Below are 17913 nucleotides of genomic sequence, written 5' to 3' on the forward strand. Positions count from 1 at the left end.
GTGGTGGCAGACCAGGCCGTGCTCAGCTCGTGGCGCTCCGTCGTGGGCTCCCTCGAGGACGACGCGCGGGTCAGCGCCCGCCTCATGGGCTTCGTCTACCTGGCCCAGCCGCAGGGCCTCATCGGCAACACGCTCCTGCTGGCCGTGCCGAACGAGACCACCCGCGAGACGCTCCAGGGCACCCAGGTGGCCGACGCCCTCACGGACGCCCTGACCAAGGAGTTCCGCGAGGAGATCCTGCTGGCCATCTCGATCGACGCGAACCTGCAGCCGCCGCGGACCCCCTCGTCCGAGGCCCGCCGCTCCTCCCTCGCGGGCGGACCGGCCGCCGCCGCGGTGCCGGACGTCGAGCTGCCCCCGGCTGCGACCGCCGCCACCTCCCGCCGCGCCGTCGCCGAGGAGCTGCCGGGCTTCCGCATCGAGCCGCCGGCCGACGTCGCGCCCGCTGCGACCGCGGCCCCGAGCGGGAACGGCAAGCCGACCCCCGCGCCGCCGTCGACGTCCGCGGAGACCAGCCGCCTCAACGACCGCTACCACTTCGAGACGTTCGTGATCGGCTCGTCCAACCGGTTCGCGCACGCCGCCGCGAACGCGGTGGCCGAGGCGCCGGCGAAGGCGTACAACCCGCTGTTCATCTACGGCGAGTCCGGCCTGGGCAAGACGCACCTGCTGCACGCGATCGGGCACTACGCCCGTCGCCTCTACCCGGGCCTGCGGGTGCGGTACGTGAACTCGGAGGAGTTCACCAACGACTTCATCAACTCCATCCGCCACGACGAGGGCGCCTCGTTCAAGCAGGTCTACCGCAACGTGGACATCCTGCTGATCGACGACATCCAGTTCCTGGCGGACAAGGAGGCGACGGTCGAGGAGTTCTTCCACACCTTCAACACGCTCTACAACAACAACAAGCAGGTGGTCATCACCTCGGACCTGCCGCCCAAGCAGCTCTCCGGGTTCGAGGACCGGCTGCGCTCCCGCTTCGAGTGGGGGCTGATCACGGACATCCAGCCGCCGGACCTCGAGACGCGCATCGCGATCCTCCGGAAGAAGGCGGAGGCCGAGGGGCTCGTGGCCCCGCCGGAGGCGCTGGAGTACATCGCCTCGCGCATCTCCACGAACATCCGCGAGCTCGAGGGCGCGCTGATCCGCGTGACCGCGTTCGCCTCGCTCAACCGGCAGACCGTGGACATCGAGCTGGCCGAGCATGTGCTCAAGGACCTGATCACGGACGAGACGGCGCACGAGATCACCCCGGAGCTGATCCTGCACGCCACGGGGGAGTACTTCAATCTCACCCTCGAGGAGCTGACCAGCAAGTCCCGCACCCGCACGCTGGTGACGGCGCGGCAGATCGCCATGTACCTGCTGCGCGAGCTGACCGAGATGTCCCTGCCCAAGATCGGCCAGGTCCTGGGCGGCCGCGACCACACCACCGTCATCCACGCGGACCGCAAGATCCGCGAGCTGATGGCCGAGCGGCGGACGATCTACAACCAGGTCACCGAGCTCACCAACGAGATCAAGCGGAAGCAGCGCGGCGCCTGAGCCACCCGCTGTCCCACCCTCGAGTCCCGGTTCGAACCTTCGACCGGGACTCGAGCCTTCTTCCACATTGTCCACCGGTGTGGACAACTCTGTGGAGAACCCCCGGTGCTGTGGACAACCTCCGCCCCTGTGGATGGCGGAATCAGGCCGCTCACGCCGCGTCCACTCCCCTGGGGACGACGACGGTGCACAGGCTGGTGAATCACACGGGTGTCATTCGATGGTCCACACGTATCCACAGATCTCCACAGCCGAAAACCGCATGATCTCGCGGATTTCGACGGGTGTGGACGCACCCTGTGGACAGGAATGTGGACAACTGGGGGGTGGATCCGGGGATGAGTCTGGACAACTCCGGTCGGGCCTGTGCAGAGCGGGGGGAGGGCCTCCGAGTCTCGTCCACATCGGATGCACACCCCGAACGAGCGGGCGTCCACACGGTTCCCCCAACCGGATCCGCATGTCGGCGCGGCAGAACCGCGTTCTCCACAGGATCCACACCCGCTACCACTCCTTCTGATCCCTCTGGAGAGATCCCGCCAAGCAACATCATCTCCGCCGCCCCGCACCGAGCTGAGCGCCTCGAGGGCCCGGGCTGCGCCCGTGCGCTCGGAATCCGTGGAATCACACCACTGTCATTCGTGGGCGACCTGACACCCACCGCGCGGACCGCCTATGCTGAGGCCCGCGTGTCGCCGTTCCCCCCGGGCCCGCAACCCCCGTCATCACCCCCAGAGAGGCAGTGCAGCTCGTGAAGTTCACCGTCGAACGCGACATCCTCACCGACGCCGTCTCCTGGGCCGCACGCTCCCTGTCCCCGCGCCCGCCGGTGCCGGTGCTCTCGGGCCTGCTGATCACGGCCGAGGCCGGCGTCGTGTCCATCGCGAGCTTCGACTACGAGACCTCCGCGCGCCTGGAGATCGAGGCCGACGTCGAGACCGCGGGCCAGGTGCTCGTCTCCGGCCGCCTGCTGAACGACATCGTCCGCTCCCTGCCGCAGGCCCAGGTCACGGTGGAGCTCGACGGCGGCAAGGTGCTCGTCACCTGCCGCTCCTCCCGCTTCGCCCTGGCCACGATGCCCGTGGGCGACTACCCGGCCCTGCCCGAGCTGCCGGCCCCCGCGGGCACCGTGGACGGCGCCGCGTTCGCCCACGCCGTCGCCCAGGTCACCGTCGCCGCCTCCAAGGACGACACCCTGCCGATCCTCACCGCCGTGAAGGTGGAGATCGAGGGCGACACCATGACCTTCCTGGCCACGGACCGCTACCGGCTGGCCATGAAGGAGATCCGCTGGACCCCGGCGGACCCGTCCCTCTCGACGTCGCTGCTCATCAAGGCGCGCACGCTCACCGAGGTCGCCAAGTCCCTCGGCTCCGGCGGCGACCTGGAGATCCTGCTCGGTCAGACCGCCGACCTCGTGGGCTTCGCCTCCGGCGGCCGTCGCACCACCTCCGTGCTCGTGGACGGCGAGTACCCCAAGATCCGCTCGCTCTTCCCCGAGTCCAGCCCCATCCAGGCCGTGGTGGACACCGCCGCCCTGGTCGAGGCGTCCCGCCGCGTGGCCCTCGTCGCCGAGCGCAACACCGCCCTGCGCATGGTGTTCACGGACGGCCAGGTCACCCTGGACGCCGGCACCGGCGACGACGCGAGCGCCAACGAGTCCGTGCCGTGCACGCTCGAGGGCGAGGACATCACCGTGGCGTTCAACCCGTCCTACCTCTCCGAGGGCCTGGCCGTGGTGGACCAGCCGCAGGTGCGCTTCGCGTTCACGTCCGCGCCCAAGCCCGCCCTGCTCACCGGCGTGAACCAGGAGGACGGCGTCGTCTCCGACTACCGCTACCTCGTGATGCCGGTGCGCATCGCCTGACGCAGGGGGCTGGACGCTCCCGTGTACCTGTCCCACCTCACCGTCGCGGACTTCCGGTCCTACCGCTGGGCCGACCTGGAGCTGACGCCGGGGTCCACGGTGCTGCTCGGGGCCAACGGGGTGGGCAAGACCAACCTCGTGGAGGCGATCGGCTACCTCGGCGCCCAGCAGTCCCACCGGGTCAGCTCGGACGCGCAGCTCGTGCGCTTCGGCCGGGACCGGGCCCGGATCGCCGGGCGCGTGCACCGCGGGTCCCGCACCGTCGCCCTCGAGCTGGAGATCCTGCCGGGCCGGTCCAACCGGGTGGCCATCAACCGCGGCGCCCCCGTGCGGGCGAAGGAGGGCCTCGGGATCCTGCGCACCGTGGTCTTCGCCCCGGAGGACCTGAGCCTCGTGACGGGGGAGCCCGGTGGCCGTCGTCGTCTCCTCGACCAGCTCATGGTGCAGCTGCGTCCGGCCCTCGGTGAGGCCGCCGCCGACTACGAACGCGTGCTGCGCCAGCGCAACGCCCTGCTCAAGTCGAGCCGCGGCTCTCGCCGCTGGGGCCCCGAGGAGGACGCGACCCTCGCCGTCTGGGACGAGCACCTCTGCGCCGCCGGCGCCCGCCTGCTCCACGGCCGCCTGCACGTGCTGCGCCTGCTGGCCCGCCCCCTCCAGGAGATGTACGCGGCGCTGACCAACGGCTCCAAGGCCGCGGCCTACGCCTACGAGTCCACCGTCCCGCTGGCCCGTGGCACCCACGCGGAGGTCCCGGCCGTGGCGGACCTGGCCGCGGACATGCACCGGACGCTCGAGGCCCAACGGGAGGAGGAGCGGGCGCGGGCGCTCACCCTGGTGGGCCCGCACCGGGACGAGCTCGCCCTCTTCCTGGGCCCGGCGCCCGCGCGCGGCTACGCCTCCCACGGGGAGACGTGGTCGCTGGCGCTCGCCCTGCGCATGGCGGCCTACGACGTGCTCGTGGCCAACGACCCGGACCCCGACGCCCGCCCCGTCCTGATCCTGGACGACGTGTTCGCGGAGCTCGACGCCGCCCGTCGCCGCCGCCTCGCCGCGCTCGTGCACCGGGCCGAGCAGGTGATCGTCACGGCCGCCGCGCTCGAGGACGTCCCCGAGGAGCTCACGGCCCACCGCGTGCTCATCCGCCAGGACGCGGAGGGCTCCGAGGCCGTGACCGCCGCGGCCCCCGTGGAGGGGGACATCCGCGAGCCCCGGCGCGAGGGCGGCGCCGATGGCTGAGACCCCCGCCCCGTTCGAGCCGGACCGGCCGGACCTGGCGCTCGTGCAGCTGCGCCGGGTCCGCGAGGCCGCCCGGGAGCGGGGCGAGGCGCCGCTGCGGGCGCGGGGGACGGGCGCGGGCCTGGCCGGGGCCATGGCGGGCACGACGTCGGCCGGCCGGGAGCGGCAGGACCGTCGGCGCCCGTTCGGGGGTGCGGACCGGGACCCGGCCACGGTGTCCACCGTGTTCGGCCGGCTCATCCGCGACCGTGGCTGGTCCACCCCCGTGGCGGTCGGCTCCGTGCTCACCCGCTGGGCCGAGCTGGTGGGGCCGGAGATCGCGCTGCACTGCCGCCCGGAGAGCTTCGAGGACTCCGTGGTGCGGGTCCGGACGAGCTCCACCGCGTGGGCCACGCAGCTGCGCCTGATGAGCCCCGTGCTCCTGCAGCGCTTCGACGAGGCGCTCGGGCCCGGCGTCGTGACCCGCATCGACGTGGCGGGCCCGCAGGCCCCGAGCTGGCGCAAGGGGCCGCGCACCGTGCGCGGCGGCCGCGGGCCGCGCGACACCTACGGCTGAGTCCGGGGCTGCCCCCCCGCGGCGCACGACGGCGTCCCGGACGCGGCGAGGCCATGGGCGCCGCTCTGGCGCGCTCACAGGGTCGGTGACGGCCCGGGAGGCATGGGCGGTCTCCTGCGCACGTCCTGAGCCGTGTCCCTGGCCGCTGAGCGGGTGTTCTCCCGTGGCGGACCCCCGTCGATGCGGGCCCTCGGGGTGTCAGGCGGTACACTGGGACCAGTGAGAGGGGGCCGGTTGTCGTCCGGCCCCCGCCCCCGTGGATCTGCGGGAGCGTGTCGCGTGCCGGTCCTGTCCGGGCGGCGTCGCGCGCCTGCGCGCGGGTCGACCCTGCCGCCGACGTCCGAGGAAGTGAGCCACCCGTGGTTGACGCCATGCCCGAGAACCCCGCGGAGGAGCCGACCGCCGCGTCGGCCGCGCCGAACCCGGAGGCCGTGCCGGACGCCGTCGGGCAGCCCGAGGCCCCGGTGAAGGACCGGAAGGTGCCCGGTGAGTACGGCGCCAGCGCCATCACCGTGCTCGAGGGCCTCGAGGCCGTCCGCAAGCGCCCCGGCATGTACATCGGCTCCACCGGCCCGCGGGGCCTGCACCACCTCGTGTACGAGGTCGTGGACAACTCCGTGGACGAGGCGCTGGCCGGCTACGCCACCGGCATCGACGTCACGCTGCAGGCCGACGGCGGCGTGCGCGTGGCGGACGACGGCCGCGGCATCCCCGTGGACCTGCACCCCACCGAGGGGAGGCCGACCGTCGAGGTCGTCATGACGATCCTGCACGCCGGCGGCAAGTTCGGCGGCGGCGGCTACGCCGTCTCGGGCGGCCTGCACGGCGTGGGCATCTCCGTGGTCAACGCGCTCTCCCGCCGCGTGGACACCGAGGTCCGCCGTCAGGGGCACGCGTGGCGCATGTCCTTCGCGGACGGCGGCGTGCCCCAGGGCGAGCTGGTCAAGGGTGAGGCCACGGACGCCACGGGCACCGTGCAGACGTTCTACCCGGACCCGGAGATCTTCGACTCGATCGAGTTCGACTACGAGACCCTGCGCGCCCGCTTCCAGCAGATGGCCTTCCTCAACAAGGGCCTGCGCATCACCCTCACGGACGAGCGCGTCCAGGAGTCCAACGAGGTCGTCGACGACGAGATCGCGGGCGAGGGCGCCGCCGGCGAGGACGTCGCGGAGAACGGCCTGGCGGAGGACGCGGAGCAGGAGCCCCAGCGCCGCTCCGTCACCTACCTGTACGAGAACGGCCTGCTCGACTACGTCCAGCACCTCAACTCCGCCAAGAAGGTCGAGTACGTCCACGACGACGTCATCGCCTTCGAGGCCGAGGACCTCTCGGACGGCCGCTCCATGGCCGTCGAGGTGGCCATGCAGTGGACCTCCGCCTACTCGGAGTCCGTGCACACCTACGCGAACACGATCAACACCCACGAGGGCGGCACCCACGAGGAGGGCTTCCGCGCCGCGCTGACCTCCCTGGTCAACCGCTACGCGCGGGAGAAGGAGATCCTCAAGCCCAAGGAGGACAACCTCACGGGCGAGGACATCCGCGAGGGCCTGACCGCCGTGATCTCCGTGAAGCTCTCCGAGCCGCAGTTCGAGGGCCAGACCAAGACCAAGCTCGGCAACTCCGAGGCCCGCGGGTTCGTGTCCAAGGCGGTCACGGACCACCTCGGCGACTGGTTCGAGCGCAATCCGGGCCCGGCCAAGGAGATCATCCGCAAGGCCATCATGGCCTCGCACGCCCGCCTGGCCGCCCGCAAGGCCCGGGACAACGCGCGCCGCAAGTCCCCGCTGGAGTCCTTCGGCATGCCCGGCAAGCTGGCCGACTGCTCCTCGAAGGACCCCGAGCGCTGCGAGGTGTACATCGTGGAGGGCGACTCCGCCGGCGGCTCGGCCAAGCAGGGCCGCAACCCGGAGACGCAGGCCATCCTGCCGCTGCGCGGCAAGATCCTGAACGTGGAGCGCGCCCGCCTGGACAAGGCCCTCGGCAACGCCGAGATCCAGTCGATGATCACGGCGTTCGGCACCAACATCGGCGAGGAGTTCGACATCTCCAAGCTGCGGTACCACAAGATCGTGCTCATGGCGGATGCGGACGTGGACGGCCAGCACATCACCACGCTGCTGCTGACCGTCCTGTTCCGGTACATGCGCCCGCTCATCGAGGCCGGCCACGTGTTCCTCGCGCAGCCGCCGCTGTACCGCATCAAGTGGTCCAACGCCCCGCACGACTACGTGTTCTCGGACGAGGAGCGCGACGCCGCCGTCGAGGCCGGCCTGGCCAAGGGCTGGCGCTACCCCAAGGACAACGGGGTGCAGCGCTACAAGGGCCTGGGCGAGATGAACTACCAGGAGCTGTGGGACACCACCATGGACCCGGAGCACCGCACCCTGCTGCAGGTGACCATGGAGGACGCCGCCGCCGCGGACGCCGTCTTCTCCATGCTCATGGGCGAGGACGTGGAGTCCCGCCGCACCTTCATCCAGCAGAACGCCAAGGACATCCGCTTCCTGGACGTCTGAGCCGGACCCGCAGACCTGCCTGAGCCGACCATCCTCCCCGCCGTCGCGGGGAGCACGAGAGGACCCGCGTGAGCGACGAGACCACCCCCCAGACCCCGGACGAGCCCGTCGAGGGCGCCCCGACCCCGCAGACCGGCCAGACCGGCCTGGACATCGAGGTCGAGCACTACGTGCTCCCCGAGGGCGCCGCCGACAAGGTCGAGCCCGTCGACCTCGAGTCGGAGATGAAGCGCTCGTACCTGGACTACGCGATGGCCGTGATCGTCGGCCGCGCGCTGCCGGACGTGCGCGACGGCCTCAAGCCCGTGCACCGTCGCGTGCTCTACGCGATGTACGACGGCGGCTACCGCCCGGACCGTGCGTTCAACAAGTCCGCCCGCGTGGTGGGCGACGTGATGGGCAACTACCACCCGCACGGCGACACCGCGATCTACGACGCCCTCGTGCGCCTCATCCAGGACTGGGTCCAGCGCTACCCGCTGGCGCTCGGCCAGGGCAACTTCGGCTCCCCGGGCAACGACGGCGCGGCCGCCCAGCGCTACACCGAGACCAAGATGGCCCCGCTGGCCATGGAGATGGTCCGGGACATCGACGAGGACACCGTCGACATGCAGGACAACTACGACGGCAAGCAGCAGGAGCCCGTCGTCCTGCCCGCCCGGTATCCGAACCTGCTGGTCAACGGCTCCTCGGGCATCGCCGTCGGCATGGCCACGAACATCCCGCCGCACAACATGCGCGAGGTGGCCGCGGGCGTGCAGTGGTATCTCGAGCACCCCGAGGCCACCCGCGAGGAGCTGCTCGAGGCGCTCCTGGCCCGCGTGCACGGCCCCGACTTCCCCACGGGCGCCCAGATCCTGGGCCGCAAGGGCATCGAGGAGGTCTACCGGACCGGCCGCGGCCCCATCACCATGCGCGCCGTGGTCAACGTGGAGGAGATCCAGGGCCGCACGTGCCTCGTGGTCACCGAGCTGCCCTACATGACCAACCCGGACAACCTGGCCGCGAAGATCGCGGAGATGGTGCGGGACGGCAAGATCAGCGGCATCGCGGACATGCGCGACGAGACCTCCGGCCGCACCGGCCAGCGCCTGGTGATCGTGCTCAAGCGCGACGCCGTCGCCAAGGTGGTGCTGAACAACCTCTACAAGCACACCGAGCTGCAGTCGAACTTCTCGGCCAACATGCTCGCGCTCGTGGACGGCGTGCCGCGCACCCTGTCCCTGGACGGCTTCGTGCACCACTGGGTGAAGCACCAGATCGACGTGATCGTGCGCCGCACCGCGTTCCGCAAGCGCAAGGCCGAGGAGCGCGCGCACATCCTGCGCGGCCTGCTCAAGGCCCTGGACATGCTGGACGAGGTCATCGCGACCATCCGCCGCTCGGCCTCGGCGGACGTGGCCCGCGAGGCCCTCAAGGAGCTCCTGGACATCGACGACGTCCAGGCCCAGGCCATCCTGCAGATGCAGCTGCGCCAGCTCGCCGCCCTGGAGTCCCAGAAGATCCAGGACGAGTACGACGACCTCATGGCGAAGATCGCCGAGTACAACCGGATCCTGGAGTCCCCGCAGCGTCAGCGCGAGGTCATCTCCGAGGAGCTCGCCGAGATCGTGGCCAAGCACGGCGACGACCGCCGCACCGAGATCATGGCCGGCTTCGACGGCGACATGTCCATCGAGGACCTGATCCCCGAGGAGGAGATGGTCGTCTCCATCACCCGCGGCGGCTACGTCAAGCGCACCCGGATCGACCAGTACCGGTCCCAGGCGCGCGGCGGCAAGGGCGTGCGCGGGGCGACGCTGCGCGGCGACGACGTCGTCGAGCACTTCCTGACCGTGTCCACGCACCACTGGCTGCTGTTCTTCACGAACTTCGGCCGCGTGTACCGCATCAAGACGTACGAGCTGCTCGAGGCCGGCCGCGACGCGAAGGGCCAGCACGTGGCCAACCTGCTCGCGTTCCAGCCGGACGAGCGGATCGCTCAGATCCAGCCGCTCGTGGACTACGGCCGGGCCCCGTACCTCGTGCTCGCCACGCGCGGCGGCCTCGTGAAGAAGACGCCGCTGCTGGACTACGACACGAACCGCACCGCCGGCCTGATCGCCATCAAGCTGCGCGAGGGGGACGAGCTGGTCTCGGCCCGCGTGGTCTCGCCCGACGACGACCTCATCCTGATCTCGCACAAGGGCCAGTCCCTGCGGTTCACCGCCACGGACGAGGCGCTGCGTCCCATGGGCCGTGCGACCTCGGGCGTGACGGGCATGAAGTTCCGCGACGACGACTCCCTGCTGACGATGGACGTGGTGGAGGAGGACGGCTACGTCTTCACCGTCACGGACGGCGGCTTCGCCAAGCGCACCCACGTGGACGAGTACCGCCTGCAGAACCGCGGCGGCCTCGGCATCAAGGTCGCCAAGCTCGTGGACGACCGCGGCGAGCTCGCCGGCGGTCTCGTGGTGCGCGAGGACCAGGAGGTCCTCGTGGTGATGGCCTCGGGCAAGGTGGTGCGCTCCGCCGTCGCCGGTGTGCCGGCCAAGGGCCGCGACACGATGGGCGTGATCTTCGCCAAGCCGGACAAGCGGGACCGGATCGTCGCCGTCACCCTGAACAACGAGCAGGAGATGGAGGCGAAGGCGGACGCCGAGGCCGAGGCGGGGCCGGATGTACCCTTGGACGCAGACATCGACCCGACCGACCCCGTAGCCGCACCGGAGGACGCCCTGACGCAGGACGCCGGTGAGGGTGCAGACGGAGGAGAGCAGTGAGCACGTCCGCGTCGTCGCGTCCCGGCCAGGGACGGAGCACCGGGAAGGCCGCCGAGCCGCGGTCCGGCCGTCCGGTGCGCAAGGCCAGCGGGTCCTCGCAGGAGGACCTGGTCCGCGCCGTCCCGAAGGCCAAGGTGCGCCGCGCCCGCCTGGTGCTGACCCGGGTGGACCCGTGGTCCGTGCTGAAGCTGGCGTTCCTGCTCTCGGTGGCGCTGGGCATCCTCACGGTGGTGGCGGCGGTGGCGCTGTACTCGCTGTCCGACGTCCTCGGGATCTTCGACAGGGTCAACGACGTGATCGGCACCGTGCTCGGCTCCGAGGCCGGGCGCTACACCGTGGCGTCCCTGGCCCCGCTGAGCACCGTGACCTCGCTGGCCACCGTGCTGGCCGTGGTCAACGTCATCCTGCTGACCGCCCTGGCCACCGTGGCCGCGCTGCTCTACAACCTCTGCGCGAGCCTCGTGGGCGGCCTCGGCGTCACGCTGACGGACGACTGAGCAGACCCTCGACGACGCCCCGCGCGGATTTGCGCGGGGCGTCGGCGTTCCTGTACAGTCATCTCCTGTTGTGAACGGCGTCAGCCGTGAGCGACGGTGAGGGCGTATAGCTCAGGCGGTTAGAGCGCTTCGCTGATAACGAAGAGGTCCCAAGTTCAAGTCTTGGTACGCCCACTCCCACCACACAGAGCCCCGGTCCGCTGGGGCTCCGTTCGTCTCCGGAGGTCTTCCCATGGGTCGACTGGCACGCGTGGCCCTCGTGGTCGGCGCCGCGGCAGCCGCCTACGGGGCGCGTCTCTGGCGGGAGAACAGTGCGGGGAAGGACGTCTGGGCCACGGCCACGGACGACCTGCCGGAGGACGCCGACGGCGTCGAGCCGGCACCGGAGGACTGACCGGTCCTCACGGGGGCATGGCGCAATTGGTAGCGCACCTGCTTTGCAAGCAGGGGGTTAGGGGTTCGAGTCCCCTTGCCTCCACCGAAGAAGGGCCCGGGAGTCGTGAGAATCCCGGGCCCTTTCGTCTGCCCAGGGTGGCCGCCGGCGCCGGCACCGTGGGCAGAAACCGGCGACCCGGGGGCTCCTGGGGCACAAACCGCAGGACTTCGGGCCCCGTGGGCAGAAGAGAGGGCGTTTCTGCCCACGGAGGGACGGGGATGGCCTGCCCCGAACCCCCGCCGCCGGACCCGCCCACCGCGCCCGTGGCCGTCGCGTGTGGTGTTGGATGGTCCGGTGAACACCATCATCGACACCCCGTCCCCCGACCGACCCGCCCCTGGGCAGGGCACCCCGGCCTACGCCCGGGTGCCCGCGAGCTACTACGACATCTTCGTGGGCGTCTTCATCGCCCTCCTGATCCTCTCCGGCGTCACCGCGGCCAAGCTCTTCTACGGCCCCACCGTCCCGATCGTCTCCGACCTCTTCTACGACGGCGGCCCCCTCATCTTCGACGGCGGCGCCTTCCTGTTCCCGTTCGCGTACATCGTCGGCGACATCCTCGCCGAGGTGTACGGCTGGCGCCGGGCCCGCCGCGCCATCGTCCTCGGCTTCGCGATGCTCGTGCTCGCCGCCCTCACCTACACGGTGGTCTCTTGGACCACGCCCGTCGAGGGCTTCGAGGTGTGGGACCAGGCCCTCGCGCCCATGCTGCGGATCACCGTGGCCGGCTTCGTCGCGTTCCTCGTGGGCTCCCTGCTCAACGCGTCCATCGTGGTCCGCCTCAAGGAGCGCATGAAGGAACGGCACGTGGCGTTCCGGCTCATCCTCTCGACCGTGGTCGGCCAGTTCTTCGACACCCTGATCTTCTGCACCATCGCCTACGCCGGCACCATCTCGCTGCTGGAACTGGCGAACTACACGGTGACCGGCTTCGCGTACAAGACGCTCGTGGAGATCCTCATCGTGCCGGTGACCCTGCTCGTCATCCGCGCCCTCAAGCGCCGGGAGCCCACCTACCGGGCACCCGGCTTCGAGATCCACCGCGACGACGACCCCGCCCTCGCCCCGGCCGCGTCCCGCTGACCCGCACGGGCCCCGGTGTCGGCCGCGCCGGGGCCCGTCCGTCGCGCGCACCCCGCCCACCGGCTACCGTCGGTGCCATGGGCAAGGACCTCTTCGAGCACGAGCAGCAGCAGACCCTCAGCCGCGAGCAGGCCGCCGCACGCCTGCGCGACCTCGCCGACCAGCTCTCCCGGCAGAACGACGTGCGGATCGAGCACGGCGGCCGCGACGTCGTCGTCACCGTCCCGGACCGCGTGGGCCTCGAGGTGGAGCTCGAAGTCGAGGACGACGGCGACGCCGAGCTGGAGATCACCCTCAGCTGGTGACCGGCCCCGGGCCGGCCGCCGTCGCCTCCCCGTGCCTCAGAACCTCCAGGGCTCCCCGGGGGCCAGGCGTCGGTAGTCGGTCACGCCCTCGGCGAGCCCCGAGAGCACCCGATCCACCACGCCCTTGCCGTCCTCGCTGAGGATGCCGTCGTGGATGGGGCGGGTGTGCGTCGCCGCGATGGCCCGCATCTGGTCCACCACGTCCGCGATGCGCAGCCACGGCGCCGCGGCGGGCAGCAGGAGCACCTCGACGTCGGCGTCCGGCACCGTGAACGAGTCGCCGGGGTGCAGCACGGCCCCGTCCACGAGGTAGGACACGTTGACCGGGCGCGGCACCTCGGCGTGGATCACCGCGTGCTCCCCGCCGAGCACCTCCACCCGGAAGCCGGCGGCCTCGAACGTCTCCCCGGGCACGGCCGTGTGCACGTGCCCGGCGTCGAGCCCCGCCTCCGCCAGCAGCCCCGTGAGGTCCCGTGGCGCCCACACGTGCGCCTCCGTGCCGGCCAACGCCCGGGCCAGCTGCTCGGGGACCACGTGGTCCGGGTGGCCGTGCGTCACGAGGACGGCGTCCGCGCCGTCCAGGACCGCCGCGTCGCTGAACGCGCCGGGGTCGAACGCGAGGCGTCGACCGGCCTTCTCGAGGCGGACGGCCGAGTGGCCGAAGAGGGTCAGGGTCGTGCTCATGCAGATCACTCCTCCGCCCGGCGTCGGGATCCCGGGCGCTCCCAGCCTCCCGCGCGCTCCCGGCGGCGGACAAGGCCCGCGCCCCGTTCGACGGCGGCCCACCGGCTCCCGCCCCGACCTGCGCCCGGACGCGCGCCGGCCCGCGCCCCCTCGGTCCTGCCGAGGATGCGCGGGCCGGGCGTCGTCCGCTGCGCGCTCAGAGCGCGGGGGAGCAGGTCAGCGCTGCTGCCCGGGCTGGACGCCCAGCACCTTCGCGTTGGCGGCGGCCACCGGGTCCGGGGCGGCGGTGTCCACCCGCACGCCCTGGCCCGCCGCGGCCGAGCCGGCCTCGGCCACGACCTTCTGCTGCTGGGCGTAGGGGTTGTTGGCCTCCACCACCGGGATGTTCGCGGTGATCGGGCCCGGCACCGGGGCGGTCCACGGATCCTGCACCGGCTTGGTCAGGCGCCACAGGGCGTAGCCGGCGCCGGCGGCGGCGGCCGCCATGCCCGCGACGATCCAGGCGCGGCCACCCGAGCGGGAGGCCCGGCGACCGGCGGCACGGTTCAGGTCCTTCTCGGCGGCGCCGGCGTACTGCTCGGCACCCTTGCGCAGGCGCTTCACGATCGCCTTGTCCCCGGTGAGCTTGATCAGGGCCTGCTCCAGGGCGTCCGGGACCTCGACGTCGTGGGCGGTCTTGCGGGCGTGCGCGGCGCCGTCGGCCAGGCGGGCGGCGGCCACGGGAAGGACCTCCTCCTTGCGGCGCTGGGCGTAGTCGCCGGCGTCGGCCAGGCGGGCCTGCACCTGCGGGGCCACCTTCCCGCCCTGCTCCTGCAGCGCGGACAGACCCGTGGCGAGGAGGCCGGCGAGGGTCAGGCCGCCCGCGGCGGCGGCGTCCTTGGCCTGGCCGGCACGGTCGCTGAACAGGGCGGCGGACCGCTGCGCGTCCTTGCGGGCGCCCTTGGCGGCCTTCTTCGCGTCCTTGCGCAGGCCCTTGGCGGTCTGGCGGCCGTCCCGGCGCACCTGCTTGGCCTTGCGGCCCCCACGACGGCGGCCCTTCTTCGCGGCCTTCTCGGCGTCCTTGCGCGCCGCGGCGAACTGCTGCTGCACCTCGTGGCCGGCGTCCTGCGCCTGGGCCTGCAGGTGCTCGAGGAAGTCCTGGACGGTGTCCACGCCCTTGGCGACGGCCGGGGCCAGCAGCCCGTACTGGTGCGCGACGGCCTCACCGGCCTTCCGCGCCCCGCGCTCGACCACGGGGCCGTACTCCTCCTTGGCGTCCTGGGCCTTGCGGCGGCCCTCCTCGGCCGCGGCGGAGCCGCCGATCAGCCCGTAGGCCGCCGCCACCTCGCTCCAGGCGCGGGTGGACTCCACCTTCGGGGCGGCCCAGTGGCGCAGGTTCTCCGCCTGGCGTGCGACGAACGCGTTCGCGCCGCCGTCGTGCTGGATCTCGTCGTGCAGGGTCTTGCGAGCCATGTGATGCCTCCCGTGGGTTCTGGATGGTCGTTGAACGCGGTGGTCCTCGGGGCCCAGCCTAGTGGCCGACCCCCGCCGTGGCACGGGTCCCGGCACGCCGGGAGTGCGTACGCCGATCGCGGAAGATCCCGACCCCGGACGGCGGGATCCGGACGGCCCGCCGCCGCGGATGGAACAATGGGGCGCATGGCGAACAAGACGCACACCGCGACCATCCACACGAACCACGGCGACATCGTCGTCGAGCTGTTCGGCAACCACGCCCCGAAGACCGTGAAGAACTTCGTGGGCCTCGCCACCGGCGAGCAGGAGTGGACCCACCCGCAGACCGGTGAGAAGAACAACGGCGCCCCGCTGTACTCCGGCACCGTGTTCCACCGCATCATCAAGGACTTCATGATCCAGGGCGGCGACCCGCTCGGCATGGGCATCGGCGGCCCCGGCTACCAGTTCGGCGACGAGATCCACCCCGAGCTGCAGTTCGACCGTCCCTACCTGCTGGCCATGGCCAACGCCGGCCCCGGCACCAACGGCTCCCAGTTCTTCATCACCTCCGTGCCCACCGGCTGGCTCAACGGCAAGCACACCATCTTCGGCGAGGTGAAGGACGAGGCCTCCCAGAAGGTCGTGGACGAGCTCAACGCCGTCGCCACCGATCCCCGTGACCGCCCGCTCAAGGACGTCGTCATCGAGTCCATCGACATCGACGAGGCCTGAGCAGCCCCTCGGTGAGCACCACCCCCTCTGACCCGCACGGCCCGGACTCCGCGGACGGCACACCCCCGGTGTGCCCGCGGCATCCGGGCCGTGCGGCGTATGTGCGCTGCGCCGTCTGCCGGCGCCCCGCGTGCCTCGACTGCCAGCGTCCCGGTCCCGCGGCCGGACCGGTCTGCGTGGACTGTGCGTCCGGCGTCGTGGCCAGCCCCGCTCCGACGCCGTCCCCCGCCGCCGGCGCCGCCGCGACGGTCCCGGCCCGACGGCGGACGGGCTTCACCGCCTCGCCCGTCACCTGGATCCTGCTGGCGGTCACGACGGTGGTCTATGCGGCGCAGTGGATGACCCGGGATCAGGCGTCCGGCGTGACCGAGGCGCTCTGGTACGCCGGGCTCTACACGTCCCCGTACGGCATGGAGCCGTGGCGGATGGCCTCCTACGCGCTCGTGCACGACGTCTCCGGCCCCACGCACCTGCTGCTGAACATGCTCGCGCTGTGGGTGATCGGGCGCGTGCTCGAGCCCGCGCTGGGCTGGTGGCGGTTCCTCGCCCTCTACGTGCTCTCCGCCGTGGGCGGTGCGGTGTTCGCACTGTGGGTCTCGGACCCGCTGCAGCCCGTCGTCGGGGCGTCCGGCGCCGTGTACGGCATGTTCGCGGCCCTGTTCCTGCTCACCCGGGTGCGGGGCGGGCAGGTGCGCTCGATCGCCGTGCTGATCGGCCTGAACCTCGTGTTCTCGTTCCTGCTGCCCGGGGTGGCCTGGCAGGTGCACGTGGGCGGGCTGCTGACGGGCGCCGTCGTCGCCGTCGTGTTCTCCCTGGCCGGCGGGCTGCGGCCCGGCCGCGCGCGCGTGCCGTCCGTGGGCGCCCAGGTGGCCGGCCTCGTGGTCGTGGCGGCGGCGCTGGCGGCGCTCACGGTGCTCGGCGCCGCACGGGTCACGGTGGCCGGCCTGCTCGGGTAGGCCGTCTTCCCCGACCGTCCCCGGAGTTCTCCACAGGCGGGTGTGCACTTCTTCCCACAGGGGTGTCCACACCTGTGGACAACTCCGGGGACAACTCGTCTCCGGGCCGGATCGTGCGGATCCCCCATCCACAGGGTTGTCCACCGCTGTGGAGAACTACACGCGTGTCATTCGCTCCAGCGGGACATCATGAGGAACCCGACGAGCGCGAGGCCGAAGCCCACGAGGATGTTCCAGCCGCCGATCTGCACGATCGGGAGGAGACCCTGGGTCAGGTAGTAGACGATGATCCAGAGCAGGCCGAGGATCAGCAGGCCGAACATCACGGCCTTGTACACAGGGGAGAGGGGCTTGGGACCCGGGTCCACGTCCCCGAGGTCCGTCCGCACGGCGGAGCGGCTGCGGCGCGCGGCCTCGAGCTCCTCGCGCTTCCGACGGGCCGAGTCCTTGCGCTTGCCGGCGGGTGCTGCCACGGGTCTTCTCCTCGGGTGGGGGGTGGTGGGCGCCCCCACCGGCGGGGACCGGGGCGGGGACGGTATCCTGCTGACCTGCCCAGGACCGGGGTCAGCGACATGCCCGGCCAGTCTATGCACCCCGCTCCCACGCGGCGGGGAGGAAAGAGCGCCCCCGTGCAGAGCCCCCAGGTCTCCGTCCTCGTCGTCGACAACTACGACAGCTTCGTCTACACCCTGGTGGGCTACCTCGAGCAGCTCGGGGCCCGCACCACCGTGATCCGCAACGACGAGGTCACCCCCGCCCGCGCCCTCGAGCTCGCGGCCGAGCACACGGCGGTGCTCATCTCACCCGGGCCGGGCGCGCCCGCCGACGCCGGTGTCTCCCTCGACCTCATCCGCTCCGCCGCCGACGGCGGCCGCCCGCTCTTCGGGGTGTGCCTGGGGCACCAGGCCATCGCGGAGGCGTTCGGCGCCACCGTGACGCACGCGGAGTCCCTCATGCACGGCAAGACGTCCCTGGTCCGCCACGGCGAGCACCCCATGTTCGAGGGCGTCCCCTCGCCGTTCACCGCCACCCGCTACCACTCGCTGGCCGCCGTGCGGGCCACCGTGGACGAGGCGGTCCTGGAGATCACCGCCGAGACCGAGGACGGCGTCGTGATGGGACTGGCCCACCGCACCGCGCCCCTGTGGGGCGTGCAGTTCCACCCCGAGTCCGTGCTCACCGAGGGCGGCTACCGGATGCTCGGCAACTGGCTCGAGTCCGTGGGGCTCTCCGGGGCCGCCGAGCGCGGTGGCCGGCTCTCTCCCCTCGTCCGCCAGGACTGACCGGCC

16 protein-coding genes and 2 tRNA genes are annotated in these 17913 nt (G+C 72.0%); 15 read left to right on the forward strand and 3 right to left on the reverse strand.

Going from position 1 to position 17913, the window contains the following annotated elements; translation table 11 throughout:
• The 12 genes from dnaA (at position 1) to AC3RJ9_RS00060 (ending at position 12815) form a co-directional block, all read left to right on the forward strand.
• Positions 1-1548 carry a chromosomal replication initiator protein DnaA gene (gene dnaA, locus AC3RJ9_RS00005; RefSeq protein WP_044659943.1) on the forward strand — a complete coding sequence of 516 codons (1548 nt, stop codon included), beginning with the start codon at positions 1-3 and terminating at the stop codon, positions 1546-1548.
• A 751-nt stretch (positions 1549-2299) separates the two neighbouring features.
• A complete protein-coding gene (gene dnaN / locus AC3RJ9_RS00010) occupies positions 2300-3415 on the forward strand; it encodes a DNA polymerase III subunit beta (protein ID WP_002856446.1) in 1116 nt (371 codons plus the stop codon).
• Positions 3416-3436: 21 nt separating this feature from the next.
• Positions 3437-4651, forward strand: a complete 1215-nt coding sequence (gene recF, locus AC3RJ9_RS00015) for a DNA replication/repair protein RecF (protein WP_159833621.1) — start codon at positions 3437-3439, stop codon at positions 4649-4651.
• A complete protein-coding gene (locus tag AC3RJ9_RS00020) occupies positions 4644-5207 on the forward strand; it encodes a DciA family protein (protein ID WP_002856448.1) in 564 nt (187 codons plus the stop codon). Before recF ends, AC3RJ9_RS00020 begins: the two co-directional genes overlap by 8 nt.
• A 371-nt stretch (positions 5208-5578) precedes the next feature.
• Complete coding sequence (gene gyrB / locus AC3RJ9_RS00025; protein WP_201294454.1) at positions 5579-7729, forward strand: DNA topoisomerase (ATP-hydrolyzing) subunit B; 2151 nt, start codon at positions 5579-5581, stop codon at positions 7727-7729.
• Positions 7730-7797: 68 nt separating this feature from the next.
• Positions 7798-10494: a DNA gyrase subunit A gene (gyrA, locus tag AC3RJ9_RS00030; RefSeq protein ID WP_123244078.1), complete on the forward strand. Its 2697-nt coding sequence runs from the start codon at positions 7798-7800 to the stop codon at positions 10492-10494.
• Entirely contained in the window at positions 10491-10991 is a 501-nt protein-coding gene (locus AC3RJ9_RS00035) for a DUF3566 domain-containing protein (protein WP_010079768.1), read from the forward strand. Before gyrA ends, AC3RJ9_RS00035 begins: the two co-directional genes overlap by 4 nt.
• A gap of 100 nt (positions 10992-11091) precedes the next feature.
• Positions 11092-11165: transfer RNA gene (locus AC3RJ9_RS00040), tRNA-Ile, on the forward strand.
• Positions 11166-11223: 58 nt separating this feature from the next.
• The gene (locus tag AC3RJ9_RS00045) at positions 11224-11385 is read left to right on the forward strand and encodes a hypothetical protein (RefSeq protein ID WP_010079767.1); all 162 of its coding nucleotides are present in this window, start codon (positions 11224-11226) and stop codon (positions 11383-11385) included.
• Between the two features lie 11 nt (positions 11386-11396).
• A tRNA-Ala gene (locus AC3RJ9_RS00050) sits at positions 11397-11469 on the forward strand.
• A gap of 252 nt (positions 11470-11721) precedes the next feature.
• The gene (locus AC3RJ9_RS00055) at positions 11722-12510 is read left to right on the forward strand and encodes a queuosine precursor transporter (protein WP_123244077.1); all 789 of its coding nucleotides are present in this window, start codon (positions 11722-11724) and stop codon (positions 12508-12510) included.
• A 77-nt stretch (positions 12511-12587) separates the two neighbouring features.
• Positions 12588-12815, forward strand: coding sequence for an amphi-Trp domain-containing protein (locus AC3RJ9_RS00060; protein ID WP_123244076.1), 228 nt, complete (start codon positions 12588-12590; stop codon positions 12813-12815).
• A 36-nt stretch (positions 12816-12851) separates the two neighbouring features.
• Here AC3RJ9_RS00060 and AC3RJ9_RS00065 read toward each other — a convergent pair whose 3' ends face one another.
• Together AC3RJ9_RS00065 and AC3RJ9_RS00070 are read right to left on the reverse strand one after the other, a co-directional pair.
• Positions 12852-13499: an MBL fold metallo-hydrolase gene (locus AC3RJ9_RS00065; protein WP_123244075.1), complete on the reverse strand. Its 648-nt coding sequence runs from the start codon at positions 13497-13499 to the stop codon at positions 12852-12854.
• 216 nt (positions 13500-13715) lie between these two features.
• Positions 13716-14951, reverse strand: coding sequence for a hypothetical protein (locus AC3RJ9_RS00070; protein ID WP_123244074.1), 1236 nt, complete (start codon positions 14949-14951; stop codon positions 13716-13718).
• A gap of 186 nt (positions 14952-15137) precedes the next feature.
• Here AC3RJ9_RS00070 and AC3RJ9_RS00075 point away from each other — a divergent pair, with 186 nt between their 5' ends.
• Both AC3RJ9_RS00075 and AC3RJ9_RS00080 read left to right on the forward strand, forming a co-directional pair.
• Positions 15138-15668, forward strand: coding sequence for a peptidylprolyl isomerase (locus AC3RJ9_RS00075; RefSeq protein WP_123244086.1), 531 nt, complete (start codon positions 15138-15140; stop codon positions 15666-15668).
• An 11-nt stretch (positions 15669-15679) separates the two neighbouring features.
• Positions 15680-16624, forward strand: coding sequence for a rhomboid family intramembrane serine protease (locus AC3RJ9_RS00080; RefSeq protein WP_356985515.1), 945 nt, complete (start codon positions 15680-15682; stop codon positions 16622-16624).
• Between the two features lie 167 nt (positions 16625-16791).
• Here AC3RJ9_RS00080 and AC3RJ9_RS00085 read toward each other — a convergent pair whose 3' ends face one another.
• Complete coding sequence (locus AC3RJ9_RS00085) at positions 16792-17097, reverse strand: cell division protein CrgA (protein ID WP_101965668.1); 306 nt, start codon at positions 17095-17097, stop codon at positions 16792-16794.
• A gap of 156 nt (positions 17098-17253) precedes the next feature.
• On the opposite strand from AC3RJ9_RS00085, the gene AC3RJ9_RS00090 reads away from it, so the two are divergent.
• On the forward strand, positions 17254-17907 hold the full coding sequence (locus AC3RJ9_RS00090) for an anthranilate synthase component II (RefSeq protein WP_123244073.1): 654 nt from the start codon (positions 17254-17256) through the stop codon (positions 17905-17907).
• Positions 17908-17913 lie beyond the last annotated feature (6 nt).

Source organism: Micrococcus sp. 63XJN7_6_ISO-PGPR-S23-444, from assembly GCF_058072765.1.